The sequence below is a fragment of the Stenotrophomonas sp. MMGLT7 genome (genome assembly GCF_021168555.1).
GTDB lineage: Bacteria > Pseudomonadota > Gammaproteobacteria > Xanthomonadales > Xanthomonadaceae > MMGLT7.
Map to the genome: position 1 here is coordinate 84,192 of NZ_JAJOZS010000015.1, position 25,354 is coordinate 109,545.

General features: G+C 70.9%; 20 protein-coding genes. 15 read left to right on the plus strand and 5 right to left on the minus strand.

From position 1 onward, the window contains the following. The first annotated feature begins 12 nt into the window (after positions 1–12). Entirely contained in the window at positions 13–468 is a 456-nt protein-coding gene (locus LRX76_RS16050) for an MgtC/SapB family protein (RefSeq protein WP_231806629.1), read from the plus strand. A 114-nt stretch (positions 469–582) separates the two neighbouring features. Here LRX76_RS16050 and LRX76_RS16055 read toward each other — a convergent pair whose 3' ends face one another. Continuing rightward, positions 583–2,580 (minus strand): bifunctional 2',3'-cyclic-nucleotide 2'-phosphodiesterase/3'-nucleotidase, encoded by a 1,998-nt coding sequence (locus LRX76_RS16055; protein WP_231806630.1) that lies wholly within the window; start codon positions 2,578–2,580, stop codon positions 583–585. Between the two features lie 161 nt (positions 2,581–2,741). Between LRX76_RS16055 and LRX76_RS16060 the strand changes: the two genes are divergently transcribed. The 4 genes from LRX76_RS16060 (at position 2,742) to LRX76_RS16075 (ending at position 8,086) form a co-directional block, all read left to right on the plus strand. Beyond that, the gene (locus tag LRX76_RS16060; RefSeq protein ID WP_231806631.1) at positions 2,742–4,199 is read left to right on the plus strand and encodes an MFS transporter; all 1,458 of its coding nucleotides are present in this window, start codon (positions 2,742–2,744) and stop codon (positions 4,197–4,199) included. A 283-nt stretch (positions 4,200–4,482) separates the two neighbouring features. Continuing rightward, positions 4,483–5,409 (plus strand): ABC transporter ATP-binding protein, encoded by a 927-nt coding sequence (locus tag LRX76_RS16065; protein WP_231806632.1) that lies wholly within the window; start codon positions 4,483–4,485, stop codon positions 5,407–5,409. A 2-nt stretch (positions 5,410–5,411) separates the two neighbouring features. Continuing rightward, positions 5,412–6,173, plus strand: coding sequence for an ABC transporter permease (locus LRX76_RS16070; RefSeq protein ID WP_231806655.1), 762 nt, complete (start codon positions 5,412–5,414; stop codon positions 6,171–6,173). 704 nt (positions 6,174–6,877) lie between these two features. Continuing rightward, positions 6,878–8,086 carry a serine hydrolase domain-containing protein gene (locus LRX76_RS16075; RefSeq protein WP_231806633.1) on the plus strand — a complete coding sequence of 403 codons (1,209 nt, stop codon included), beginning with the start codon at positions 6,878–6,880 and terminating at the stop codon, positions 8,084–8,086. A 123-nt stretch (positions 8,087–8,209) separates the two neighbouring features. On the opposite strand, the gene yghX is transcribed toward LRX76_RS16075, so the two are convergent. After that, complete coding sequence (gene yghX / locus LRX76_RS16080) at positions 8,210–9,097, minus strand: YghX family hydrolase (protein WP_231806634.1); 888 nt, start codon at positions 9,095–9,097, stop codon at positions 8,210–8,212. 492 nt (positions 9,098–9,589) lie between these two features. On the opposite strand from yghX, the gene LRX76_RS16085 reads away from it, so the two are divergent. From LRX76_RS16085 to LRX76_RS16095, 3 genes are all read left to right on the plus strand, one after another. Continuing rightward, positions 9,590–9,997 (plus strand): nuclear transport factor 2 family protein, encoded by a 408-nt coding sequence (locus LRX76_RS16085; RefSeq protein ID WP_231806635.1) that lies wholly within the window; start codon positions 9,590–9,592, stop codon positions 9,995–9,997. Between the two features lie 149 nt (positions 9,998–10,146). Then, on the plus strand, positions 10,147–12,636 hold the full coding sequence (locus tag LRX76_RS16090; protein WP_231806636.1) for a DEAD/DEAH box helicase: 2,490 nt from the start codon (positions 10,147–10,149) through the stop codon (positions 12,634–12,636). Further along, complete coding sequence (locus tag LRX76_RS16095; RefSeq protein ID WP_231806637.1) at positions 12,633–13,922, plus strand: ribonuclease H-like domain-containing protein; 1,290 nt, start codon at positions 12,633–12,635, stop codon at positions 13,920–13,922. The genes LRX76_RS16090 and LRX76_RS16095 overlap by 4 nt, the downstream gene beginning before the upstream one ends. A gap of 67 nt (positions 13,923–13,989) precedes the next feature. Here the strand turns inward: LRX76_RS16095 and LRX76_RS16100 are convergent, their stop codons facing one another. After that, positions 13,990–14,928 (minus strand): LysR family transcriptional regulator, encoded by a 939-nt coding sequence (locus tag LRX76_RS16100; RefSeq protein WP_231806638.1) that lies wholly within the window; start codon positions 14,926–14,928, stop codon positions 13,990–13,992. A gap of 69 nt (positions 14,929–14,997) precedes the next feature. On the opposite strand from LRX76_RS16100, the gene LRX76_RS16105 reads away from it, so the two are divergent. Together LRX76_RS16105 and LRX76_RS16110 are read left to right on the plus strand one after the other, a co-directional pair. After that, positions 14,998–15,411: a VOC family protein gene (locus LRX76_RS16105; protein ID WP_231806639.1), complete on the plus strand. Its 414-nt coding sequence runs from the start codon at positions 14,998–15,000 to the stop codon at positions 15,409–15,411. Positions 15,412–15,503: 92 nt separating this feature from the next. Continuing rightward, complete coding sequence (locus tag LRX76_RS16110) at positions 15,504–15,821, plus strand: I78 family peptidase inhibitor (protein ID WP_231806640.1); 318 nt, start codon at positions 15,504–15,506, stop codon at positions 15,819–15,821. A gap of 22 nt (positions 15,822–15,843) precedes the next feature. Here LRX76_RS16110 and LRX76_RS16115 read toward each other — a convergent pair whose 3' ends face one another. Beyond that, entirely contained in the window at positions 15,844–16,887 is a 1,044-nt protein-coding gene (locus LRX76_RS16115) for an SDR family oxidoreductase (RefSeq protein ID WP_231806641.1), read from the minus strand. 284 nt (positions 16,888–17,171) lie between these two features. Between LRX76_RS16115 and LRX76_RS16120 the strand changes: the two genes are divergently transcribed. Both LRX76_RS16120 and LRX76_RS16125 read left to right on the plus strand, forming a co-directional pair. Beyond that, positions 17,172–17,516: a hypothetical protein gene (locus tag LRX76_RS16120; protein WP_231806642.1), complete on the plus strand. Its 345-nt coding sequence runs from the start codon at positions 17,172–17,174 to the stop codon at positions 17,514–17,516. A 68-nt stretch (positions 17,517–17,584) separates the two neighbouring features. Further along, complete coding sequence (locus LRX76_RS16125; RefSeq protein WP_231806643.1) at positions 17,585–17,728, plus strand: hypothetical protein; 144 nt, start codon at positions 17,585–17,587, stop codon at positions 17,726–17,728. Between the two features lie 191 nt (positions 17,729–17,919). Here the strand turns inward: LRX76_RS16125 and LRX76_RS16130 are convergent, their stop codons facing one another. Then, complete coding sequence (locus LRX76_RS16130) at positions 17,920–19,005, minus strand: DNA topoisomerase IB (RefSeq protein ID WP_231806644.1); 1,086 nt, start codon at positions 19,003–19,005, stop codon at positions 17,920–17,922. Between the two features lie 141 nt (positions 19,006–19,146). Between LRX76_RS16130 and LRX76_RS16135 the strand changes: the two genes are divergently transcribed. The 3 genes from LRX76_RS16135 to LRX76_RS16145 all read left to right on the plus strand — a co-directional run. Then, a complete protein-coding gene (locus LRX76_RS16135; RefSeq protein WP_231806645.1) occupies positions 19,147–19,530 on the plus strand; it encodes an I78 family peptidase inhibitor in 384 nt (127 codons plus the stop codon). Positions 19,531–19,733: 203 nt separating this feature from the next. Further along, positions 19,734–24,188: a glutamate synthase large subunit gene (gene gltB / locus LRX76_RS16140; RefSeq protein ID WP_231806646.1), complete on the plus strand. Its 4,455-nt coding sequence runs from the start codon at positions 19,734–19,736 to the stop codon at positions 24,186–24,188. Positions 24,189–24,297: 109 nt separating this feature from the next. Further along, positions 24,298–25,354: FAD-dependent oxidoreductase (locus LRX76_RS16145; protein ID WP_231806647.1), on the plus strand; the 1,057-nt coding region annotated here is incomplete at its 3' end.

Genomic DNA, 25,354 nt, shown 5'->3' on the forward strand with positions numbered 1-25,354 from the left:
GCGACGAGAGCGATGGTGACCGAACAGGATCTGGGCGTCCTGCTGCGCGTGCTGGCGGCAATGGTGCTGGGAGGCGTGCTGGGGGTGGAGCGCGAGCTCGGCAAGCATGCGGCGGGACTGCGCACGCACATGCTGATCGCCGGTGCCGCGGCACTGATCGTGGGCCTGGGCGATGCGGTGGCCGAGCACTTCACCGCCGAGCGCTACCGCAGCCTGCTGCAGGTCGACCCGATCCGCCTGATCGAAGCAGTAGTGGCCTGCGTCGGCTTCGTCGCCGCCGGCACCATCCTGCATGGCGCGCGCGGCGACCAGGTCACCGGCCTGACCACCGCCAGCTCGCTGATCATGGCCGCCGCCATCGGCATCGCCTGCGGCATCGGCGCCTATGCCATCGCCATCGGCGTGTCGCTGCTGTGCGTGCTGGTGCTGGCGATGTTCCGCCGGGTCGAGCGCAGGATCGGGCGCTGACCCGCAATCCACGCAATCTCCCGCGCAATCTCCCGTAGGAGCGACTTCAGTCGCGATGGGGCGTTACCGATAACGCATCGCGACTGAAGTCGCTCCTACGGGTTCGGGCGGCGCTCAGCGCGACAGGTCGATGGCGCACACGGCGCGGCCGTCGCCGCTGGCGCGCAGCTCGCGGATGTCGTCCAGCCCGGCCTCGCGCGCCACCGCCAGCTTGCCGGCCGGGCAGTCGAAGGTCAGCGGGCCGCGCGCCTCGACCGGGGCGAAGCGCCATGGCGTCGGCTCCAGGTCGGCGGCGGTGATCGTGCCCTTGCGCTGCAGCCAGGCGGCGAGGATCTCGCGGTTGCCGTCGGGCGCGGCCAGCACGATGTTGCTGCCGTCCAGCCCCGGGAACTCGCCGCCGCCGTTGGCGCGGTAGTTGTTGGTGGCCACCACGAACGGCTGCCGCGGAGCGACCGGCCGGCCCTGCCAGGTCAGCGAGACGATGCGCTGGCCGGCCGGGCGGGTGACGTCGATGGTGTAGGCGATGCCGCCCTGGATCTGGTCGACGTTGTAGCCGACGTAGCGGCCGTTGATCAGCGCCTGCTCGCCGGACTTGCCCGGATCGATGCGGTTGTAGCGCTCGGCCGAGCGTTCCAGCCACGCCTTCAGCCCGGCGCCGTCGATCTTCACCGCCGCCAGCGTGTTGGGGTAGAAGTACAGGTCGGCGGCGCTGCGCAGGGTCAGCGTGCCGGCCGGCACGTCGGTGTAGTCGTCGCTGCCGCCGAAGCCGGTGCGGAACGGCGCGGCCGCCGACAGCACCGGCACGCCGGCCAGTTCCGGATGCAGGCGCGGCAGCTCCTCGCGCACGTAGTCGCGCTGGGCGGCATTGACCACCGCCAGCGCCGAGTTGTTGCCCTGGTCGACGAAGTAGCTGGTGAAGTGCACCTGGCTGCGGCCGATCGGCGTGTCGACGTAGGCCAGCGTGGCCTGGTGCGCCTGCGCCACCAGCGGCGCGATCGCCGGGTCCGCCGGCACGCACTGGTCCTTGCCGCTGCAGATCGGCCGCACCTCGCTGTGGCTGGCCTGCCTGTCCACTACCCAGCGGCCGTCCTGGCGCCGCAGCGCCAGCTCGATCACGCCCAGGTCCTTGCCGAAGAAGCCGCCCATCACCGCCGGCACGCCGCGCACGAAGCCGCGCTCGGCATCGACCTCGGCCATGCCGCGGTAGCGCGGTCCGGGGAACTCGGCATGCGAGTGGCCCAGCAGCAGCGCATCGATCCCCGGCACGCCGGCCAGGTGCCAGCCGGCGTTCTCCATGTCCGGGGTGTAGTCGGCGGTGTTGAGCCCGCCGTGCAGGATCGCCACCACCAGGTCCGGATGCTGCGCCTGCAGCTGCGGCAGGTAGCGCCGCGCCGCCTCGACCACGCCGGTGACGGTGACCTTGCCTTCCAGGTTCTGCTTGTCCCACTGCATGATCGGCGGCGGGGTGAAGCCGATGATGCCCACCCGCAGCGGCACCTGGCGGGTGCGGCCGTCGGCATCGGTCACGGTGATGGGCTTTTCGACGATGGTCCACGGCTTGAAGATCGGCGCCCCGTCGCGCGCGCTGAAGACGTTGCTCAGCACCAGCGGGAAGGCCGGCCCGGCGCAGCGCTCGCTGCGGCCGCCGTCCACGTTCATCGGCGTGCCGGTCACCTGCGACAGGAAGCCCAGGCCGTAGTTGAACTCGTGGTTGCCGGCGGTGGCGCCGTCGTAGTCCATCGCGTCCATCGCCGCGTAGATGCCCAGCTTCTCGTCGCAGCCCACCGGCTTCACCTTGGCCTGGTAGTCCGCCAGCACGTTGCCCTGGATGGTGTCGCCGCTGTCGAACAGAAAGCTGTTGGGGAACTCGGCGCGCGCGCGGCGGATCAGCGTGGCCACGCGCTCGTAGCCGAGCGAGGTGTCCTCGCGCTGCTTGTAGTAGTCGTAGCTGAGGACGTTGGCGTGCACGTCGGTGGTTTCCAGGATCGCCACCTGCGCCCGCGCGCCATCGGCCAGCGCCGTGCCGTGGCGACCGCCGCCGCTGGCGCAGCCGGCCAGCAATGCGGCCAGGAAGAGGGAAACGGGCGCAACACGCAGTGATCGGACGGGCATGGCAGGCAACGGCTCGGGATACAGGCCGCGCACGTTAGCAGATGGTCCATGGCTGCGGTCACCCCGCGTCCTGCCGGACCGCTCACGCGCAGGCGACGCGGCCGCCGGCAGCATGGCGGCCACGCCAACGACCGCCGGGCACGCCGGCCTCCGCGTCTTGCATGTCCGCCAACGCCACGTCCTCGGACAACGTGTTCTCCACCGACCTGCCGGCGCGGCTGGACCGCCTGCCTTGGACGCGCTTCCACACCCTGCTGGTGGTCGCGCTGGGCATCACCTGGCTACTGGACGGGCTGGAGGTGACGCTGGCCGGCTCGATCGCCGGCGCGCTCAGGGACAGCCCGGCGCTGCGGATGAGCAATGCCGAGGTCGGGCTGGCCGGCGGCGCCTACATTGCCGGCGCGGTGCTGGGCGCGCTGTACTTCGGCTGGCTGGCCGACCGCCTGGGCCGGCGCAAGCTGTTCTTCATCACCCTGGCGGTGTACATCGGCGCCACCGCGCTGACCGCGCTGTCGTGGAACCTGTGGAGCTTCCTGCTGTTCCGCTTCCTCACCGGCGCCGGCATCGGCGGCGAGTACTCGGCGATCAACTCCACCATCCAGGAGTTCACCCCGGCGCGCTACCGCGGCCGCGTCGACCTGGCGATCAACGGCACCTTCTGGCTCGGCGCCGCGCTCGGCGCGCTCGGCTCGGTGGTGCTGCTGGACCCGCAGCTGATCGACCCCGAACTGGGCTGGCGGCTGTGCTTCGGCATCGGCGCCGCGCTCGGGCTGCTGATCCTGCTGATGCGGCTGTGGATCCCCGAGAGCCCGCGCTGGCTGCTGATCCACGGCCAGCCGCAGCAGGCCGCGCGCATCGTCGAGGACATCGAGCGGCACATCCGCCACATCGTGCACACGCTGCCGCCGCTGCGTGAGCACCACTGGCTGCGGCTGCACGTGCGCACGCACACCTCGCTGGGCGAGGCCATCGCCACGCTGTTCCACCGCTACCGCCGCCGCTCGCTGGTGGGGCTGTCGCTGCTGACCGCGCAGGCGTTCTTCTACAACGCGATCTTCTTCACCTACGCGCTGGTGCTGATCGACTTCTACGGCATCGCCGGCGACCGCATCGGCTGGTACATCCTGCCGTTCGCGCTGGGCAACTTCTGCGGCCCGCTGCTGCTGGGCCCGCTGTTCGACCGCATCGGCCGCAAGCCGATGATCGCCGGCACCTACATCCTCTCCGGCGTGCTGCTGGCGCTCAGCGGCTGGCTGTTCCGCGAGGGCGTGTTCGACGCCACCGGGCAGACGGTGGCGTGGATGGTGATCTTCTTCTTCGCCTCGGCCGCGGCCAGCTCGGCCTACCTCACCGTGGCCGAGACCTTCCCGCTGGAGATCCGCGCGCTGGCGATCGCGGTGTTCTATGCCTTCGGCACCGGGCTGGGCGGGATCAGCGGGCCGCTGCTGTTCGGCGCGCTGATCGAGACCGCCAGCCGCGACAACGTCGCCATCGGCTACCTGATCGGCGCGGTGCTGATGGTGGCGGCCGGCATCGTCCAGGCGATCTGGGGCGTGGCCGCCGAACGCAAGCCGCTGGAACAGGTGGCCGCGCCGCTGTCGCAGGCGCGGGACGACTGAGCACGCGCGCGGCCGTTGCCGGGGGGCGGACCGCATATCGCCCACCCGCGACCGCCGCAAGGCGCCGTGGCCGCGCATCCCGCACCGAACACGACGCCTGTTGCCATCCGCCCAACCGGCATTCCGCCTGCCCCGGCGGCGTGCGCGGCGCCGTCAGGTCGGATCCGCCCCCCGCACCGCCCGGCCTTGCTGCACGGCATCAACACCGCGGGACGGACAATCCCACGCCGATTCCACCTGCCATGCGTTACCGTGCCGCACCCATACGCATGCACGAGGTCGCGTGGACGCCATCCTCACCATCCGCAACCTGGTCAAGACCTACGCCTCCGGGCTGCAGGCGCTCAAGGGCGTGGACCTGCAGATCCGCCGCGGCGAGATCTTCGCTCTGCTCGGCCCCAACGGCGCCGGCAAGACCACCCTGATCGGCATCGTCTGCGGGCTGGTCAAGCCGACCTCGGGCAGCGTCGAGGTCGACGGCCACGACGCCCTGGTCGACTACCGCGCCGTGCGCAGCCGCATCGGCCTGGTGCCGCAGGAGCTGTCCACCGATGCGTTCGAGACGGTGTGGGCGACGCTGCGCTTCAGCCGCGGGCTGTTCGGCAAGGCGCCCGACCCGGCGCACCTGGAGCGGGTGCTGCGCGCGCTGTCGCTGTGGGACAAGAAGGACAGCAAGATCCTCGCCCTGTCCGGCGGCATGAAGCGCCGCGTGCTGATCGCCAAGGCGCTGGCGCACGAGCCGGACATCCTGTTCCTGGACGAGCCCACCGCCGGCGTGGATGTGGAGCTGCGCCACGACATGTGGCAGCTGGTACGCCAGCTGCGCGAGCGCGGCACCACCATCATCCTGACCACCCACTACATCGAGGAGGCCGAGCAGATGGCCGACCGCGTCGGCGTGATCGACCGCGGCGGGCTGGTGCTGGTGGAGGACACGCGCACGCTGATGCGCAAGCTCGGCAAGAAGACACTCACCCTCGCCCTGCAGGCGCCGCTGCAGCGGCTGCCCGAGGGCCTGGACGCGACCGGGCTGGAACTGGCCGACGAAGGCCGCGCGCTGGTCTACACCTACGACAGCCAGGGCGAGGAAACCGGCATCGCCGACCTGCTGCGCCGGCTGCAAGCCCGCGGCATCGACTTCAAGGACCTGCATTCGCGCGAGAGCTCGCTGGAGGACATCTTCGTCGACCTGGTGAGGAAGCGCGCATGAACGTGAACGTGTACGCGATCGCCGCCATCTACCGCTTCGAGATGGCGCGCGCCTTCCGCACCCTGACCCAGAGCCTGGTGTCGCCGGTGCTGACCACCGCGCTGTACTTCGTGGTGTTCGGCGCGGCCATCGGCAGCCGCATGGGCGAGATCGACGGGGTCGCCTACGGCGCCTTCATCGTCCCCGGGCTGGTGATGCTGTCGCTGCTCAACGAGAGCATCTCCAACGCCTCGTTCGGCATCTACATGCCCAAGTGGTCGGGCACGATCTACGAGCTGCTGTCGGCGCCGGTGTCGCCGTTCGAGGCGGTGGCCGGCTACGTCGGCGCGGCGGCCACCAAGTCGCTGCTGATCGGCCTGCTGATCCTGGTCACCGCGCGCGTGTTCGTGCCCTACCAGGTCGCCCATCCGCTGTGGATGCTGTTCTTCCTGGTGCTGACCTCGGTGAGCTTCAGCATGTTCGGCTTCCTGATCGGGCTGTGGGCCGACGACTTCCAGAAACTGCAGGTGATCCCGCTGATGGTGGTCACCCCGCTGACCTTCCTGGGCGGTGCGTTCTACTCCATCGACATGCTGCCCGAACCGTGGCGCACGGCATCGCTGTTCAACCCGGTGGTGTACCTGATCAGCGGCATGCGCTGGAGCTTCTTCGGCGTCTCCGACGTCAACGTCTGGATCAGCGCCGGGCTGATCCTGGGACTGCTCGGCGCCTGCCTGCTGGCGGCGTGGTGGATCTTCCGCAGCGGCTACAAGCTCAGGAGCTGAGTGGGGGCGTGTCCGTTCGCTGCGGTTGCAGTTGCAGGGTCGTGAACGATGCGACTTCCACATGGGGTCGCATCACCATGCGGAGAAGACGCCGGGCCGGTTGATCGTCAACCGAAGCGGCCGGGCTGGGCTCAGAAAATCATGAGCCCACCGTCCCCACGCAAGCGACTACTTTCGGGGGAAGTTTCGCTGGGACAGCGAATGCCTAGAACGCAAGGCTCTCGGTATGCCAGAGCACTCCCGGGACTCGATCGAGGCTTGCGCGCCGAACCTTGGTTCTCGTCATCCCCGCGCAGGCGGGGATCCAGGGACTTTCGTGCAGCTCGCGATAACGTCCATGGGCTCCCGCGTGCGCGGGAGCGACGATCGGAGTTTTCCCCGGACAATAGTGCGCGCAGGTGGGGACTCGTGCATTGAAAGGTGGAGCTACCGGGAGATTGCGTAGCTGATTGATTTCAACGCGGAAGTCGCTGGATCCCCGCCTGCGCGGGGATGACGAGTTCACTCCTCCGAACGTGAGCCACGCCACTTCAGCTGACAACTGTCTGATCCTGAGTTTTCTCCGGAAAGTAGTGCGCCTGCGCAGGGACGACGGCGGAAAGATCATCGACAGGACCGGCCGACACTCGACGCCACTGCGCAAGGCGCTAAGGCGCCTGCGCGTGTGTCCTATGATCGGACGCACCGCCTCCATGGAAGCCACCATGCGCCTCGCCTTCTCGCCCTGGATCTTCACCCTGGCGCTGCTGGCCGCCAGCAGCTGCGCCCTGGCCGACCCGGTGGCCACCGTGCGCGTGGCCTTCGACCGCGACGGCGTCACCGGCACCGATGTCCACGGCCTGGCCGACACCGCCAGCGGCCGTGCCGTCACCGCCGACGACCCGGTACGGGTGGCGTCGATCTCCAAGCTGGTGGTGGCGATCGCGGTGATGCGGCTGGTCGAGCAGGGCACGCTGGACCTGGATGCTGACGTGTCGCCGCAACTGGGCTGGACGCTGCGCAACCCGCGCTTCCCCGACGTGCCGGTCACGCTGCGGCTGCTGCTCTCGCACCGCTCCAGCCTGACCGACGCGGCCGGCTACTACGCCACGCCGCTGGACGGCCGCCTGCAGGACACGCTGGCCGACCCGCGCGCCTGGGATGCGGAGCATGCGCCGGGCACGTTCTTCCGCTACACCAACCTCAACTTCCCGCTGGTGGCCGCGGTGATGGAGCGCGCCACCGGCGAGCGCTTCGACCGGTCGATGCGGCGCCTGGTGCTGCAGCCGCTGGCGCTGGACGCCTGCTACAACTGGGACACCTGCGACACCGCCACCGCCGCGCGCGCGGTGGTGCTGTACGACGCGCAGGGTAAGCCGGTGCGCGACGACAACCGCGGCACCAAGCCCGCCTGCTCGGTGGTGCCGGCCAGCGACGGCTCCTGCGACCTGGCGCGCTGGACGCCCGGCACCAACGGCGCCACCTTCGCCCCGCAGGGCGGGCTGCGCATCTCCGCCAACGGCCTGGCCCGGATCGGCCGGCTGCTGCTCGGCGAGGGCGAGGTGGACGGCGTGCGCCTGCTGAGCGCGGCGTCGGTGCGCGAGATGGAGCGGCCGCTGTGGACCTGGCGCTCCGGCAACGGCGTCGCCTTCGAGGAGGACGGCAGCGAACCGGGCAAGGCCACGATCTGCCGCTACGGCCTGGCGGTGCAGACGCTGGCCACGCCGCAGCCCGACTGCGGCGACGACCCGTTCGGCGACGGCATCGCGCGCGTGGGCCATGCCGGGGAGGCCTACGGCCTGCTGTCCGGGCTGTGGATCGACCGCAGCGCCGGCACCGGCGTGGCCTACTTCGCCACCGGCGTGGAGCAGACGCCGCCGGGCCGGCACTCGGGATTCGCCGCGATCGAGGAGACGCTGGCGGCGGGCGACTGAGGCGGCAGCCGGGCAGCACCCCTGCCTGCATACCGCTCGACCGTCGCCGCTGCCGCGCCCCGATCGGCCAGCGGCCTCAGCCGCCCGAAACGCGGCGGGTGGCGCCGGGCGATGGCAGACGCCCTACGCCAGGTACTTCCCGAACCAGGCCAGCGTGCGCTCCCACGCCAGCGTCGCCGCGGCCTTGTCGTAGCGCGGGGTGGAGTCGTTGTGGAAACCGTGCTGGGTGCCGGGGTAGATGTAGGCCTCGTAGGTCTTGTGGTTGGCCTTCAGCGCGGCCTCGTAGGCGGGCCAGCCGGCGTTGACGTTGCGGTCTTCCTGCGCGTAGTGCAGCAGCAGCGGCGCGCGGATGGCGGGCACCTCCTCCGCGCGCGGCTGGCGTCCGTAGAACGGCACCGCCGCCGCCAGTTCCGGGTAGGCCACCGCCGCCGCGTTGGCCACGCCGCCGCCGTAGCAGAAGCCGGTGATGCCCACCTTGCCGGTGGTGCGCCCGTCGGCCAGCAGGTACTCGATGGCGGCGAAGAAGTCGTTCATCAGCTTCTGCGGGTCCACCTGCGCCTGCAGCGCGCGGCCCTTGTCGTCGTTGCCCGGGTAGCCGCCGACCGAGCTGAGCCCGTCCGGCGCCAGCGCCAGGTAGCCGGCCTTGGCCACGCGCCGGGCCACGTCCTCGATGTAGGGGTTCAGGCCCCGGTTCTCGTGCACCACCACCACCCCCGGCACCGGTGCCTTGGCCGCGGCCGGCCGCACCAGGTAGCCGCGCACCTGGCCGTGGCCCTTGGGCGAGGGATAGTCGATGTACTCGGCCACGATGTCCGGATCGGTGAACTCCACCTGCGTGGCCAGCGCGTAGTCGGGGCTCAGCGCGGACAACAGGGCGGTGGCCGACATCCCGGCCACCGCGAACGCGGCGGCCCGGTCCAGGAACTGGCGGCGGCTGATGCGGCCGTGCACGTAGCCGTCGTACAGCTCCAGCAGTTCGGGGGCGAAATCCTTGGCGGTCAGGCGGGTCATGGCGGGCTCCGTCGGGACAATGGCCCCGCGAAGATAGCAACTTGCCGCGGACATGCCAGCGAAGGCCCCGCCGCTCCCGCCCCCGGCATGCATGGCGACGGCCAGGGCGCCGCGCGCATTGCCAGCCGCGCCACGGCCGGCATGCGCCCCAGCCGCCCAATCCCGGCAGCGGCACGATGCCGCCGGCCAGGATTGCCCGGCCCTGCTGGAACGCCACCTCGCTGCCCTCGCCGTCGAGCGTGCAGGCGACGACGCAGTCATCCCTCGGACCCGGGCTTTCGCATCGCGTGCGCCACGGCCGGCACGCCGCCAGGGAGCGACTCGGACCGGGGACAAAGGATGCGGGACCGGGGCCATCGCGACGGAAGCCTCGCTCCGCTGCCTGCCCCGGGCGTGGCGTCGGCAGCGGCGGCCGGCTCGACCGGCCCTTGCCTCCGGCCGCATGCCGCCCCATCTCCGGGGTCATTCGTACCGTCACTCCCGGAGCCCCGCATGACCTCTCCCCTCGCCGGAAACGGCAAGCAACGCATCGCCGCCCTGTTCCGCGAGGTGCTGCAGGCGCCGGCGCTGGACCTGGAAGCCGTCCAGGCGTACTTCGATCCGGCCTATGTGCAGACCGTCGATGGCACCACGCTGGACCATGCCGGCTTCGTCGCCCACATGCGCAAGCAGAAGGAGGCGATCGCCTCGATGGAGGTGGATTTCCTGGCCATGGCCGAGGACGGCGACACGGTGTTCACCAACCACGTGGTCACCGCGACCAAGAAGGATGGCGACACCGTGGTGGTCAAGGTGATCGCGCAGTTCGTGTTCAAGGACGGCCGCCTGGTCCGCTGCGACGAACTGACCCGGCTGCTGCAGGGCGGCCACGACGATCGCGACATCGGTTCGCGCCATTGATGGTCGCGCCATTGAGCGGCATCGGCAGGCTGCGCTCCAGCCGCGACTGACGCCTGCGCGCGCCGGGCGAATCGTGCGCTGGACGGCCCGTCTCATAGGCTGAGACGTCCCTGTGCTCCCATGCCGTCCTTTGATCGACCAAGGGCGTCATGGCTTTCTCCCTCGCACCCCGTACCGAAGCCAGCGAACGGGCGCTGGCGACCACCGAGGGCCGGCCTTCGCGCGACGGCGCGCTGCTGACAGCGCGGCTGGAGCGGCGCTACGGCGACCGCATCACCGGCAGCTTCACGATCCCCGGCCGCGAGGGCGCCTACGCGCCGATCCCGGACGACGTGCCCGACGCGCTGAAGGCGGCGCTGAAGGCGCGCGGCATCGAGCGGCTGTATTCGCACCAGGCCGAGGCGTGGGCGGCTACCCAGCGCGGCGAACACGTGGCCGTGGTCACCCCCACCGCGTCGGGCAAGTCGCTGTGCTACACGCTGCCGGTGGTGAGCGCCGCGATGCAGGGCAACGCCAAGGCGCCCGCTTCAAAGGCACTTTTTCTGTTCCCGACCAAGGCGCTGGCGCAGGACCAGGTGGCCGAGCTGCTGGAGCTCAACCGCGCCGGCGAGCTGGAGGTGAAGGCCTTCACCTTCGACGGCGACACGCCGGGCGATGCGCGCCAGGCGATCCGCCTGCACGGCGACATCGTGGTCTCCAACCCGGACATGCTGCACCAGGCGATCCTGCCGCACCACACCAAGTGGGCGCAGTTCTTCGAGAACCTGCGCTACGTGGTGATCGACGAGGTGCATACCTACCGCGGCGTGTTCGGCAGCCACGTCACCAACGTGCTGCGCCGGCTCAAGCGCATCTGCGCGTTCTACGGCGTGCGCCCGCAGTTCATCCTGTGCTCGGCGACGATCGGCAACCCGCAGGCGCATGCCGAAGGCCTGATCGAGGACCGCGTGCACGCGATCACCGAGTCCGGCGCGCCCACCGGGCCGAAACATGTATTGCTGTGGAACCCGCCGGTGGTCAACGCCGACCTGGGCCTGCGCGCCTCGGCGCGCTCGCAGAGCAACCGCATCGCGCGCATCGCCATCAAGTCGGGCCTGAAGACCCTGGTGTTCGCGCAGACGCGGCTGATGGTGGAGGTGCTGACCAAGTACCTCAAGGACATCTTCGACCACGATCCGCGCAAGCCGCCGCGCATCCGCGCCTACCGCGGCGGCTACCTGCCGACCGAGCGGCGCGAGGTGGAGCGGGCGATGCGCGCCGGCCACATCGACGGCATCGTCAGCACCTCGGCGCTGGAGCTGGGCGTGGACATCGGTGCGCTCGACGTGGTCATCCTCAACGGCTATCCCGGCAGCGTCGCGGCGACCTGGCAGCGCTTCGGCCGCGCCGGCCGCCGCCAGCAGCCGGCGCTGGGCGTGCTGGTGGCCAGCAGCCAGCCGCTGGACCAGTACGTGGTGCGGCACCCGGACTTCTTCGCCGATGCCTCGCCCGAGCACGCGCGCATCGCCCCGGACCAGCCGCTGATCCTGTTCGACCACATCCGCTGCGCCGCGTTCGAGCTGCCGTTCGTGGCCGGCGACGGCTTCGGTCCGATCGACCCGGAGGTGTTCCTGCAGGCGCTGGCCGAGACCGAGGTGATCCACCGCGAGGGCGAGCGCTGGGAATGGATCGCCGACAGCTACCCGGCCAACGCGGTGAGCCTGCGCTCGGTCGCCGACGGCAACTTCGTGGTGGTCGACAAGACCGACGGCAAGCAGCAGATCATCGCCGAGGTCGACTACTCGGCCGCCGCGCTGACGCTGTACGAGGGCGCGATCCACATGGTGCAGAGCACGCCGTACCAGGTCGAGCGGCTCGACTGGGAGGGCCGCAAGGCCTACGTCACCCGCACCCACGTGGACTACTACACCGACAGCATCGACTTCACCAAGCTCAAGGTTCTGGACCGCTTCGACGGCGGCGCGGCCGGGCGCGGCGACAGCCACCACGGCGAGGTGCACGTGGTGCGGCGCGTGGCCGGCTACAAGAAGATCCGCTACTACACCCACGAGAACATCGGCTACGGCCCGGTCAACCTGCCCGACCAGGAGCTGCACACCACCGCGGTGTGGTGGCAGCTGCCGCAGGCCACGCTGCTGCGCGAGTTCGCCTCCCGGCAGGACGCGCTGGACGGCTTCCTCGGCGCCGCCTACGCGCTGCACATCGTCGCCACGGTGGCGGTGATGGCCGACGCGCGCGACCTGCAGAAGGCGGTGGGCAACGGCGACGGCGCCTGGTTCGCGGTGGCCGACCAGGGCGGGCGCGGGCAACTGCGCGGTACCGAGTCCGAAGGCGGGGTGGAACTTCAGCAAAGCTTCGTCCCCACCGTGTACCTGTACGACAACTTCCCCGGCGGCGTCGGCCTGAGCGAGCCGCTGTGGCAGCGCCAGGCCGAGCTGGTGCAGCGCGCGGACGAACTGGTGCGCCGCTGCGACTGCAAAGCCGGCTGCCCGGCCTGTGTCGGCCCGGTGCTGGCGGCCAGCGAGGACGGCCAGGGCGAATCGCCGAAGACCCTGGCATTGAAGGTGCTGGGCCTGCTTGCGGGCGACGCCTTGGAAACGGCATCTGCCGACGCCCGGGCGCTGGATGTGCCCGCATGAGCCTGAGCCTGGACAAGCTGCGGATGCTGCAGCGGCAGACGGGGCGCAAGGTTCCTGAGCCACGCGGTGAATCCGGGACGCTCTACCCTGTTCCGAACCGGGCTGCGCTGCCGGACGATGCCCAGGCCAGTGACGGCCCGATAACCGACGGTGGATCGCTACAGCGGCAAAGCACCCCTCCCCAACCCTCCCCTTGCTTCGCAAAGGGAGGGGGCAGAGAGCTGGGCGGCTCTGGGCGTTACGGCGATTCCAGCCCCCTCCCTTTCGCGCAGCGAAGGGGAGGGTTGGGGAGGGGTGCTCCTGCTCCTGCTCCTGCTCCTGCTCCTGCTCCTGCTCCTGCTCCTGCTCCTGCTCCTGCTCCTGCTCCTGCTCCTGCTCCTGCTCCTGCTCCTGCTCCTGCTCCTGCTCCCACGCCCACGCCCACGCCCACGCCAACAGACACCCAGCCGCTCCCCGGCACAGCGACGAAGCGCAGTCCATCCCCGCTCGACGGCCTGCGCCGCCTGCTGGCCCAGCGCGAGCGCAGCATCGCGCCGGCAGCAGCCACCTACCCGCGCCCCGCCAGCACCGACCGCGCCCTGCCCGGCAGCGAGATCGCCCCCGGCCTGCGCCTGGTCGAGGCCTTCCTGCCGCAACCGGTGCCGCGCACGGCGCTGTCGCTGGCCTTCGCCAAGCGCGAGGGCGAGCAGGTGCGCCCGCATGACCTGCTGTTCTTCGACACCGAGACCACCGGCCTGGCCGGCGGCACCGGCACCCGCGCCTTCATGATCGGCGCCGCCGACTGGGTTCGCGACGGTGCCGGCGGCGAAGGCCTGCGCGTGCGCCAGCTGCTGATGACCACGATGGCGGCCGAGCCGGCGATGCTGGAGACCTTCGCCGGCTGGCTGGCCGACACCACGGTACTGTCCAGCTACAACGGCCGCTGCTACGACGCGCCGCTGCTCAAGACCCGTTACCGGCTGGCGCGGCGCGGCGATCCGATCACGCCGCTGGACCACGTCGACCTGCTGTTCCCCACCCGCCGCCGCTACCGCGGCACCTGGGAGAACTGCCGGCTGGCGACCATCGAGCGCCAGCTGCTGCGGATCGTGCGCGAGGACGACCTGCCCGGTTCCGAGGCCCCCGCCGCGTGGCTGAACTACCTGCGCGGCGGCAGCGCCCGCAACCTGCGCCGCGTGGCCGAGCACAACCACCAGGACGTGGTGACGCTGGCGCTGCTGTTCCAGCGGCTGGTCGCGGCCGAAAGCGAAGACCACGAGATCCTGCCGATGACGGAACTGCCGTGAGGCGGCGGCGCCACCGGTCCCGCACGGCGTGGCCCGGATAGGCGCCGCGCACCCAGGCCACGGGATGCTACCGGCCCAGCTCCGGGCTTGCGAACAACTCCACCGCGTAGTCGATGAACGCCCGCACCTTGGGCAGGCGCTGGCGGCCCGCTGGCCACAGCAGCCAGCGCTCGCTGCCGCGCAGTTCGCCGCAGGCATCGGCCAGTACCGGCAGCAGCCGACCGTCGGCGAACGCCGGCGCGGTCACGTACTCGGGCATCAGCGCGATGCCCAGGCCGGCCAGGACCGCCACCCGCAGCGCATCCGGATCGGTGAACAGCAGCATCTGCGGGAGCGCCTGCGCGTTCGCCAGCGGCCAGGCACGCACGCGGCCGTCGCCGGGATGGCGGTAGCGCAGCAGGTCGTGGCCGGCGAGCGCGGCCAGCGTGTCCGGCAGCCCCCTGCGGCGCACATAATCCGGGGCCGCGCACAACGCCAGGCGCTCGCGTCCCAGCGCGCGCGCCTGCAGGCCGGAGTCGGGCAGCGGGCCGGTACGCAAGGCCACGTCGACGCCGGTGCCCACCAGATCGATGGCACGGCCCTCGAAGTCGATCTCCAGCCCCACCAGGGGATAGCGCGCGCGAAAGCCCGCCAGCGCCGGCAGCACCAGCGCCTTGCCGATGGCCGGGGCCAGGCTCAGGCGCAGCCGCCCGCGCGGCACGCCGTCGTGCTGGGCCAGGGCATCGACGGCATCGCCGGCGGCGGCGAGGATGCGCTCGGCCGGCGGCAACAGCAATCGGCCGGCCTCGGTCAGCCCCAGGCTGCGGGTGGTGCGCGCGAACAGGCGCACGCCAACCCGCGCCTCCAGCCGCTGCACCGCCTTGGCGACACCCGACGGCGACATGCCCAGCACGGTGGCGGCACGCGCGAAGCCGCCCAGGCGGGCGCTGTGGACGAAGGCCGCCAGCGCCGAGCCGGCCTGGTCGAGCAGGGCATTGGCGACGTCCAGGCGTCGAAGTTCGGACATGGAATGCATTTTACCGGTGCGTATGTCGGCAAATACTGCCGGATCCGACCATCAGCGAGAATCCATCCGATGCCCACCCCTCCATCCGCCGTGCGCCAGCTGCGCCTCGTCGTCGAAGCCGACGACTACGATGCCGCGCTGCGTTTCTATCGCGACGTGCTCGGCATGCCCGAGCAGGCCGCCTTCCAGGGCGAGGGCGATGCCCGGGTCGCCATCCTCGATGCGGGACGCGCCACCCTGGAACTCGCCAACCCGGCACAGAAGCGCATGATCGACCGGGTCGAGGCCGGCGGCGCGCAGAGTCCACGGCTGCGGCTGGCCCTGCAGGTGGACGACGCCGTGGCGGCCACCGAGGTGGCCCGCCTGGGCGGAGCGCGCGTGATCGCCGCGCCGCGGACGACGCCGTGGGGTTCGCTGAACGCCCGCCTGGAGGCCCCGGCCGCCCTGCAGGTCACCCTGTTCCAAGAGCCGGAGTCCGGCTGATACGGTAGGCGTCCCCCGCCGCGTCCGGTTGTCGCCACGCTCACCCGCGGCGCGGCACAATCCGCAGCCACAACGCCGGAGACGTGACGCCCATGCGTATTTCCCTGCTCCTTCCCGCCGCCTGCCTGTTCTCCCTCGGCGCCTGCGCCAGCCCACCCGCCCCGGCGCCGTCCGAACCGCCGCAGGCCGCACCGGTCGACGGCGGCGCGGCCTGCCGGCCCGAGGCACTCGAAGGCTTCGTCGGCCAGGTCGCCAGCGAGGCAGTGGTGAAGAAGGCGGTCGCCGAATCCGGTGCGCGCCATGCGCGCGTCGCCAAGCCCGGCATGGCGATGACCATGGATTTCCGCCAGGACCGGCTGACCATCATGGTCGACGCGCAGAACCGGATCGAATCGATCAGCTGCGGCTGAGTGGCGCCGGCCCCTGGCGCCGTCAGCCGTGCGGCCCGCCCATCACCGGCAGCACCGCGCCGCTGACGTAGCTGGCGGTCACCGGCGAGGCCAGGAACACGTAGGCCGGCGACAGCTCCTCCGGCTGCGCCGGGCGCCCCATCGCGCTGTCCCTGCCGAACGCGGCCACGTCCTTGGCGCGCTTGTCGGCCGGGTTGAGCGGCGTCCATACCGGGCCGGGCGCGACCGCGTTGACGCGGATGCCGCGCGGCTGCAGCTGGCTGGCCAGCGCCATCGTGAAGGCGTGGATCGCGCCCTTGGTGGCGGAATAGTCCAGCAGCGACTTGCTGCCGAACAGGCCGGTCTCCGAGCCGGAATTGACGATGCTGCCGCCCTGGCGAAGGTGCGGGACCGCCGCGCGCGCCATGTGGAAGTAGCCGCCTATGTTGGTCTCCAGGGTCTGCCGGATGTGCTCGTCGCTGAGTTCCTCGATGGCATCGCAGTGCAGCTGGAAGGCGGCGTTGTTGACCAGCACGTCGAGCCCGCCGAAGGCCTCCACGGTCTGCGCCACCGCGGCATCGCAGAACGCGCTGTCCCTGACGTCGCCCGGGATCAGCAGGCAGCGCCGGCCTTCCTTCTCCACGTGCTCGCAGGTGAGCTGGGCATCGTCGTGCTCGTCGAGGTAGACGATGGCCACGTCGGCGCCTTCGCGCGCGAACAGCACCGCCACCGCGCGGCCGATGCCCGAGTCGCCGCCGGTGACGATCGCGCTCATGCCCTTGAGCTTGCCGCTGCCCTGGTACTCCACCGCCAGGAAGCGCGGCTGCAGCTCCAGCTCGTGCTCGTTGCCCGGCTTGCGCAGGTGCTGGGCCGGCATCTTCACCGGCTGCCGGCGCTTGCCGGCCTGTGCCGCGCCCGCTTTCCGCTTCTGCGCGGGTGCGCCTTGCCGGCGCCTGTCGCCGGCATCCACCTGGCGCTGCAGCGCACGCTGCTGCCGCACCACCGTCGCGGTGGCGGCCTTGGGGGTCTTGCCGGTGGTCTTCTTCGCCGCCGTCTTGGCGGTGGCTGTCTTCTTGCGGGTTGCCATCGGTCGTCTCCGTGGTGGTGATCGGGATTGGCCGGGCCAGCGCGGCAGGCACCTCGTGGACCGCGCAAGCGGAGCAATCGCAGCTGCCAAGGACCGCAGCTGCGCTCGTGCCCGCTGCGCGGTCAGTGCGCCCCGGGGCCTCGCTCGCCCATGCCGGTCGCAGGTCCAATCTGCCGCGGCCGGCGCACAGCCAGGGTGAAGCCGCCGGCAAGGATTCGTGGATTTTCATCCGCCGCACACGCCCCAGTGAGCACTCTCCGGGCAGATATCCGATGGAGACCACCATGATTCGCCTGCTCGTTCCCATTGCCGCGGCGGCGGCCCTCAGTGCCTGCGCTTCCACCCAGCTCGCCCAGGTGCAGCCGCTCGACGGCGTGATCTCCGGCCAGTGCCATGTGGACGCCGTGCGCGGCGCCGCCGGCCTGGCGGCCTCCAACACCACCGTGGAACGCGCGCGGGTGGACAGCGACAGCCTGCAGGCGCAGGTGGTGCGCGGACCGCGCGCCGATGCCGGAGCCACCGCCAGCGGCGTGGGCGATGCGGCGCAGGGCGCCGAACAGAGCGGGGGCGAGCGCCTGACCATCGAGGTCGGGCCCACCAACAACATCACCGCGATCTACTGCGGCTGAGCACGGACGCCTGATGTCGGCGGCGTCATCCAGGCCATTCACACGGGAGTGCGGCGATGACTCAATGGATGCCTGTAGTACTGATCGGACTGCTGCTGTTCTGGCTGCTGCCGTGGCTGGCGATCCTGTCGTGCCGCCGCCGTCATGGCCACCGCCCCACGACCGACCGGGCGGACGCCGCGGCCGAGGACCGGATCCGGCAACGCGGCTAGGGTCGGATGTCGATCGCGCGCGCGGGCCGCGATGAGGTGATGACGCTATCGTGGTGGCTGGCGGTGCCAGCGAAACGCAGCCGTCTCCCTAGTTGTCGCGATGGGATCTCCCGGTAAGGCCTCATCGCGACCGAAGTCGCTCCTACATCGATCCTACATCGCTCCTACAGGCCGCTGGCACGCCGATGGCCTCATCGCCTGCCGGACCGCCGCCGCGCACGCTGGGCGCAGGCAAGGAAGCGCAGCGCGGCCTGCTCCCACTGGCGCGGACCGCGCGTGCTCGCCGCCAGGCCCTGCAGGCGGCCGCTGCGCCAGCCGTCGAACACGCATGGATCGATGTATGCCTTGCGGCAGACCGCCGGCGTGTTGCCCAGCACCTCGGCCACCTCGGCGACCACCTCGTTCTGCACCTGCTTGAGCGCGCGCTCGCTGCCGCGCTCGGGCAGCGGCAGCCGCGCCAGCGCCTGCAGCGCCGCCAGGGTGCCGCCCCAGGTACGGAAGTCCTTGGCGGTGAAGTCCTCGCCCATGGCCTGGCGCAGGTAGTCGTTGACCTGCCCCGAATCCACCGGCTGCAGCGCGCCGTCGTCGTCGCGGTACTGGAACAGGGCCTGCCCCGGCAGCTGCTGGCAGGCATGGATCAACCGCGCCAGGCGCTTGTCGTCCACCTCGATCTCCTGCTCCTGCCCGCTCTTGCCGCGGAACTTCAGCCGCGCGCGGCCGCCGCGCACGAATTCCAGGTGGCGGTTGCGCAGCGTGGTCAGGCCGTAGGAACGGTTGCTGCGCGCGTACTCGCTGTTGCCCACGCGCACCAGGGTGTCGGCCATCAGCGCCACCACCAACGCCAGCACCTTCTGACGCGGGAAGCCGGGCAGCGCCAGGTCGCTGCGCAGGCGCCGCCGCAGCCTCGGCAAGGCCTTGCCGAAGGCGACGATGCGCTCGAACTTGCCGTCGCCGCGCACCTGTGCCCAGTCGGCGTGATAGCGGTACTGCTTGCGGCCGCGGGCATCGCGCCCGGTGGCCTGCAGGTGGCCCTGCGGGTCCAGGCAGATCCACACCTGGGTATAGGCCGGCGGGATCGCCAGCGCGCGGATCCGCGCCAGCGTGGCGGCGTCGCCGACCTTGCCGCCATCGGGCAGCCGGTAGCCGAAGCCGCGGCCCGCCCGGCGCCGCGCGATGCCCGGCTCGCTATCGCTGACGTAGACCAGCCCGGCCGCGCGTGCCACGGCCGGGGCGTCGCCGTTGTCGTTGGGGGGAGTGCGGCGTTGCGAGGACGGCATCGTGCGGTTTCCGGGCGAAACGCCGATTGTCGACAGCGTCGCCGCTAGGCGGCGTCAACGCACGCCGCGAGCGGCCGCCCGGTCCCATCCGCATTCGAAGCCCTTATGCTTGGATGCATTCCGTTTCCCCATGGAGCCACGATGATCCTGCACGCATCCTTCCTGCGCACCGCCGTCATCGCCGCCGCGCTGGCCCTGCCGCTGGCCGCCTGCAATGCGCCGCAGCCCGACGAACAGGAGGCCGCCAGCGCCCAGGCCCAGGCCGCCGCCGAGCACGCCGCCACGCCGACCCCGGAAGCCTCGCCGCAGCCGCCGCCGGCCGGCAGCTGCGAGGCCGCCCAGGTGCAGGGGCTGGTCGGCCAGGCCGTCAGCGACGCCCTCGCCGAGCAGGCCCGCATCGACGCCGGCGCCAGCACCGTGCGCATCCTGCGGCCCGACCAGCCGGTGACGCTGGAGTTCGACGGCAACCGCCTGAACATCGAGGTGGACACCGCCAGCGCCATCACCGGGGTGCGTTGCGGCTGACCGGGCCGGCACCTAGTCGAAAACCCTTTCCCCTCAATATCTTGGCGAGGCCTCCCGGCGGGGCCTCGTTGCAGATGCAACAGCAGTTGCGGCACCGCATCAACTGTGCTTAAGTCGATCATCCGGTGACTTCAACAAGCGCTCCACGGACAGGGCGGGGACGGATGTCGCCGCTTTCCCGGATCGCTTCTTGAGGCAAGACGATGGCCCCCCGCAACCGCCAAGGGCTTTACAACCCACTGGATGAGCGCGATGCCTGTGGTTTCGGCATGATCGCGCAACTGGACGACCAGCCCTCGCGGGCCCTGGTCGACACCGCCATCGCCGCGCTGTCGCGCATGACCCACCGCGGCGGCGTCGCCGCCGACGGCCTGACCGGCGACGGCTGCGGCCTGCTGATCCGCAAGCCCATCCCGTTCCTGCGCGCCCTGGCCGCCGATGCCGGCATCGCGGTCGGCGCGCGCTTCGCCGCCGGCGTGGTGTTCCTGCCGCGCGATGCCGACGCCGCCGCACGCTGTCGCGACGCGCTCGAAGGGGAACTGCTGCGCGCCGGCAGCACGCCGCGCGGCTGGCGCATCGTGCCCACCGACGACAGCGTCTGCGGCGAACTCGCCAAGGACACCCTGCCGCACATCGAGCAGCTGTTCGTCGACGCCGGCGAAGGCCAGGACGACAACGGCTTCGCCCTGGCCCTGTTCCTGGCGCGCCGCCGCGCCGAGCAGCGCCTGCGCGAGCAGGCCGACTTCTACGTCACCACGCTCTCGCCCAACGGCATCGCCTACAAGGGCATGGTGCTGCCGGACAAGCTGAGCACGTTCTACCCGGACCTGCAGCGCAGCGACCTGGCCTCCAGCGCCATCGTGTTCCACCAGCGCTTCTCCACCAACACGCTGCCGCGCTGGCCGCTGGCGCACCCGTTCCGGCTGCTCGCCCACAACGGCGAGATCAACACCATCGAGGGCAACCGGCGCTGGGCGCAGGCGCGCAGCAAGGTGTGGAAGACCCCGCGCTTCGACATCGCCGAGTTCGACCCGGTGATCTCCATGCACGGCTCCGATTCGCAGAGCCTGGACAACATGCTGGAGCTGATGATCGCCGCCGGCATGGACCTGCTGCAGGCGCTGCGCATCCTGGTGCCGCCGGCCACCCAGGCGCTGGAGTTCAAGGACGCCGACCTGGCCGCGTTCTACGAGTTCCACGGCCTGAATACCGAGCCCTGGGACGGCCCGGCCGGCATCGTCGCCTGCGACGGCCGCTACGCCGCCTGCATGCTCGACCGCAACGGCCTGCGCCCGGCGCGCTGGATGCTCAGTTCCGACCGCCATTTCCTGGTCGCCTCCGAGGCCGGCGTGTGGGAGCTGCCGGCAGAGCGCGTGACCCGCAAGGGCAAGCTCGGCCCCGGCGAGATGATGGCGATCGACCTCAAGCGCGGCGACCTGCTCGACAGCGACGCCATCGACCGCATCAACCGCGCCCGCGCGCCGTACAAGCAGTGGCTGCACCAGGGCCTGACCTACCTGCAGACCGAGCTGATCGACCCGTCGCTGGTCGAGGAGCCGTTCGACGAGGCCACGCTGCGGACCTTCCACAAGCTCTACCAGCTCTCCAGCGAGGAGCTGGAGCAGGTGCTGCGGCCGCTGGCCGAGACCGAGCAGGAAGCCACCGGCTCGATGGGCGACGACACCCCCATCGCCGTGCTCAGCACCCGCACGCGGCAGCTGTACGACTACTTCCGCCAGGCCTTCGCGCAGGTCACCAACCCGCCGATCGACCCGCTGCGCGAAGGCATCGCGATGTCGCTGTCCACCCAGCTCGGCAAGGAGACCAACATCTTCCATGTCGGCGCGGAGACGGTGAACCACATCCTGCTCGACTCGCCGGTGCTGTCCCAGCGCAAGCTGCGCCAGCTGCTGCAGATGGCGCCGTACGACCAGGCGCATGCGGTGATCGACCTGTCCTACGCCCCCGAGGACAGCCTGAAGTCCGCGCTGGAGCGCATCTGCGCACAGGCCGAGCAGGCCGCGCGCGACGGCAAGGTCATGCTGCTGCTGTCCGACCGCTACCCGGCCCCCGGGCGGCCGATGGCGCACGCGCTGCTGGCCACCGGCGCGGTCCACCACCACCTCTCGCGGGCGGGACTGCGCTGCGACGTCAACCTGATCGTCGAGACCGGCACCGCGCGCGACGCGCACCACATGGCCTGCCTGATCGGCTTCGGCGCCACCGCGGTGTACCCGTACCTGGCCTACCAGACCCTGTTCGACCTGGGCCGGCGCGGCATCCTCAAGCTCAAGAAGGGCGGCGAGTTCACCCAGATCGGCCGCAGCTACCGCAAGGGCCTGCTCAAGGGCCTGTCCAAGATCATCTCCAAGATGGGCATCTGCACCATCGCCAGCTACCGCGGCGCGCAGCTGTTCGAGATCCTCGGGCTGGAACCGGACGTGATCGAGCTGTGCTTCCCAGAGACCCATTGCCGCATCGGCGGCGTCGGCCTGGCGCGGCTGGACACCGAGGCGCGGCAGCTGTCCGAGCGCGCCTGGAACGAACTGGCCCGGCCGGAGATCGGCGGCGTGCTCAAGTACGTGCACGGCGGCGAATACCACATGTTCAACCCGGACGTGGTGATGAGCCTGCAGCGCGCCACCCGCAGCGGCGAGTGGGCCGACTGGCAGCAGTACGTGGAGGCGGTGCACGCACGGCCGCCATCGGCGCTGCGCGACCTGCTGCAGCTGAAGCAGGCGCCGGTACCGACCCCGCTCGACGAGGTCACCCCGGCCGACGACATCCTGCGCCGCTTCGACACTGCCGCGATCAGCCTGGGCGCGCTCTCGCCCGAGGCGCACGAGGCGCTGGCCATCGCCATGAACCGCCTGGGCGGGCGCTCCAACTCCGGCGAGGGCGGCGAGGACCCGGCCCGCTACGGCACCGAGAAGCGTTCCAAGATCAAGCAGGTGGCCTCCGGCCGCTTCGGCGTCACCCCCGAGTACCTGGTCAACGCCGAGGTACTGCAGATCAAGGTCGCCCAGGGCGCCAAGCCCGGCGAGGGCGGCCAGCTGCCCGGCCACAAGGTCAACGAGCTGATCGCGCGGCTGCGCTACGCCAAGCCCGGCATCGGCCTGATCTCGCCGCCGCCGCACCACGACATCTACTCCATCGAGGACCTGGCACAGCTGATCTACGACCTCAAGCAGGTCAACCCGACCGCGCTGGTGTCGGTCAAGCTGGTCAGCCATGCCGGCGTGGGCACGATCGCCGCCGGCGTGGTCAAGGCCGGCGCCGACCTGATCACCGTGTCCGGCCACGACGGCGGCACCGGCGCCAGCCCGATCAGCTCGATCCACCATGCCGGCGTGCCGTGGGAACTGGGCGTGGCCGAGTCGCACCAGGCACTGGTGGCCAACGACCTGCGCTCGCGCGCCATCCTGCAGACCGACGGCGGCCTGAAGACCGGCCTGGACGTGGTCAAGGCGGCGCTGCTGGGCGCGGACAGCTTCGGCTTCGGCACCGCGCCGATGATCGTGCTCGGCTGCAAGTACCTGCGCATCTGCCACCTCAACAACTGCGCCACCGGCGTGGCCACCCAGGACGAGCGCCTGCGCGCGCAGTACTTCAAGGGCCTGCCCGAGCGCGTGGAGAGCTTCTTCCACCTGCTCAGCCAGGAGGTGCGGCAATGGCTGTCGTACCTGGGCGCACGCTCGCTGGACGAGATCGTCGGCCGTACCGACCTGCTCGAGCAGATCCCGGCCAGCCCGCGCGAGGGCGTGCGCGTGGACCTGTCGCAGCTGCTGGGCAAGGCCGGCTACGAAGGCGGCCACTGCGCCGCCCAGCGCATGTACGAATCGCCCGACAGCCTGGCCACGCAGCTGGACGGCCAGCTGGCCGATGCCATCGTGCACAAGCGCGGCGGCGAGCACCGCTTCCTGATCCACAACACCGACCGCTCGATCGGCGCGCGCCTGTCCGGCGCCATCGCCCGTGCCCACGGCAACCACGGCATGGAGGATGCCCCGCTGACCCTGCGCTTCCGCGGCAGCGCCGGGCAGAGCTTCGGCGCCTTCAACGCCGGCGGCCTGAACCTGGAGGTCGAGGGCGAGGCCAACGACTACGTCGGCAAGGGCATGGCCGGCGGCCGGCTGGTGATCCGGCCGCCGCGCGGGGCGCGTTTCGAGGCGCGCAGCACCGCCATCATCGGCAACACCTGCCTGTACGGCGCCACCGGCGGCGAGCTGTTCGCCGCCGGCCGTGCCGGCGAGCGCTTCGCGGTGCGCAACTCCGGCGCGCTGGCGGTGGTGGAAGGCGCCGGCGACCACTGCTGCGAATACATGACCGACGGCATCGTGCTGGTGCTGGGCAAGGTCGGGCTGAACTTCGGCGCCGGCTTCACCGGTGGCCTGGCCTACGTGCTCGACATCGAGCGCGACTTCGTCGACCGCTTCAACCACGAGCTGATCGACATCCACCGCATCTCCGCCGAAGGCTTCGAGAACCACCGCCAGCACCTGCACCGGCTGATCAGCCGCCACCGCGAGCTGACCGGCAGCATCTGGGCGCAGCAGATCCTGGACGAGTTCCGCGACTACATCGGCAAGTTCTGGCTGGTCAAACCCAAGGCCGCCAGCATCGAGTCGCTGACCGAGTCGCTCAGGCGGGCGGCGTGAACGCCGCCTTCGCCGGGATTCGGGATTCGGGATTGGGGATTCGCAAAAGCGCATCCCGCCGGATTTCCGCTCCCCGAATCCCCAATCCCCATTCCCGAATCCCAGCCCTATGAGCCGCAAGCAAGCCTTCCAATTCCTCGACCTGCCGCGCGAAATGCCGCGACGCATCCCGGTCGAGCTGCGCACCTCCGGCGACTGGGGCGAGCTGTACGGCAAGTTCGGCCTGCCCGAGGCCCAGCACCAGGCCGGGCGCTGCCTGGACTGCGGCAATCCCTACTGCAGCTGGAAGTGCCCTGTGCACAACGCCATCCCGCAGTGGCTGCAGCTGGTGCAGGAAAACCGCATCGAGGAAGCCGCCGCGCTGTGCCACTCGACCAACCCGCTGCCCGAGGTCTGCGGCCGCGTCTGTCCGCAGGACCGCCTGTGCGAAGGCAGCTGCACGCTGGAGGAATTCGGCGCGGTCACCATCGGCGCGGTGGAGAAGTTCATCGTCGATAGCGCGCTGGCGGCCGGCTGGCGGCCGGACCTGAGCAAGGTCGAGCCGACCGGCAAGCGGGTGGCGGTCGTCGGCGCCGGCCCCGCCGGGCTGTCCTGCGCCGACCGCCTGGCGCGCGCCGGCATCCAGGCGGTGGTCTACGACCGCTACGAGCAGATCGGCGGCCTGCTGCAGTTCGGCATCCCCAGCTTCAAGCTGGACAAGTCGGTGATCGCCAAGCGCCGCGAAGTGCTGGAAGGCATGGGCGTGGAATTCCGCCTCGGCGTGGAGATCGGCAGCGACGTCGCCATCGAACAGCTGCTGGAGGAATATGACGCGGTGTTCCTCGGCACCGGCGCCTACCGCTACACCGACGGCGGCCTGCCCGGGCAGGAACTCAAGGGCGTGTTGCCGGCGCTGCCGTTCCTGGTGCAGAACGCCCGCATCGTCGGCGGCAACGACCCATGGGGACGTCCGATTGCCGGCTGGGAAGACAAGATCATGCTGCCCGACCTCAACGGCAAGCGCGTGGTGGTGCTCGGAGGCGGCGACACCGGCATGGACTGCGTGCGCAGCGCGATCCGCCTGGGTGCGGCCAAGGTCACCTGCGCCTATCGCCGGGACGAGCAGAACATGCCGGGATCTGCGCGCGAGGTAGCGAACGCGCGTGAGGAAGGGGTGCGTTTTCTGT

Excerpts from the sequence above, each read along its gene's own strand:
- LRX76_RS16100 (WP_231806638.1), bottom strand. The coding sequence starts at position 14,928 with ATGTCCGAACTTCGACGCCTGGACGTCGCCAATGCCCTGCTCGACCAG.
- LRX76_RS16105 (WP_231806639.1), top strand. The coding sequence starts at position 14,998 with ATGCCCACCCCTCCATCCGCCGTGCGCCAGCTGCGCCTCGTCGTCGAA.
- LRX76_RS16050 (WP_231806629.1), top strand. The coding sequence starts at position 13 with ATGGTGACCGAACAGGATCTGGGCGTCCTGCTGCGCGTGCTGGCGGCA.
- LRX76_RS16095 (WP_231806637.1), top strand. The coding sequence starts at position 12,633 with ATGAGCCTGAGCCTGGACAAGCTGCGGATGCTGCAGCGGCAGACGGGG.
- LRX76_RS16110 (WP_231806640.1), top strand. The coding sequence starts at position 15,504 with ATGCGTATTTCCCTGCTCCTTCCCGCCGCCTGCCTGTTCTCCCTCGGC.
- LRX76_RS16120 (WP_231806642.1), top strand. The coding sequence starts at position 17,172 with ATGATTCGCCTGCTCGTTCCCATTGCCGCGGCGGCGGCCCTCAGTGCC.
- LRX76_RS16130 (WP_231806644.1), bottom strand. The coding sequence starts at position 19,005 with ATGCCGTCCTCGCAACGCCGCACTCCCCCCAACGACAACGGCGACGCC.
- yghX (WP_231806634.1), bottom strand. The coding sequence starts at position 9,097 with ATGACCCGCCTGACCGCCAAGGATTTCGCCCCCGAACTGCTGGAGCTG.
- LRX76_RS16135 (WP_231806645.1), top strand. The coding sequence starts at position 19,147 with ATGATCCTGCACGCATCCTTCCTGCGCACCGCCGTCATCGCCGCCGCG.
- LRX76_RS16085 (WP_231806635.1), top strand. The coding sequence starts at position 9,590 with ATGACCTCTCCCCTCGCCGGAAACGGCAAGCAACGCATCGCCGCCCTG.
- LRX76_RS16125 (WP_231806643.1), top strand. The coding sequence starts at position 17,585 with ATGCCTGTAGTACTGATCGGACTGCTGCTGTTCTGGCTGCTGCCGTGG.
- gltB (WP_231806646.1), top strand. The coding sequence starts at position 19,734 with ATGGCCCCCCGCAACCGCCAAGGGCTTTACAACCCACTGGATGAGCGC.
- LRX76_RS16115 (WP_231806641.1), bottom strand. The coding sequence starts at position 16,887 with ATGGCAACCCGCAAGAAGACAGCCACCGCCAAGACGGCGGCGAAGAAG.
- LRX76_RS16075 (WP_231806633.1), top strand. The coding sequence starts at position 6,878 with ATGCGCCTCGCCTTCTCGCCCTGGATCTTCACCCTGGCGCTGCTGGCC.
- LRX76_RS16090 (WP_231806636.1), top strand. The coding sequence starts at position 10,147 with ATGGCTTTCTCCCTCGCACCCCGTACCGAAGCCAGCGAACGGGCGCTG.
- LRX76_RS16060 (WP_231806631.1), top strand. The coding sequence starts at position 2,742 with ATGTCCGCCAACGCCACGTCCTCGGACAACGTGTTCTCCACCGACCTG.
- LRX76_RS16055 (WP_231806630.1), bottom strand. The coding sequence starts at position 2,580 with ATGCCCGTCCGATCACTGCGTGTTGCGCCCGTTTCCCTCTTCCTGGCC.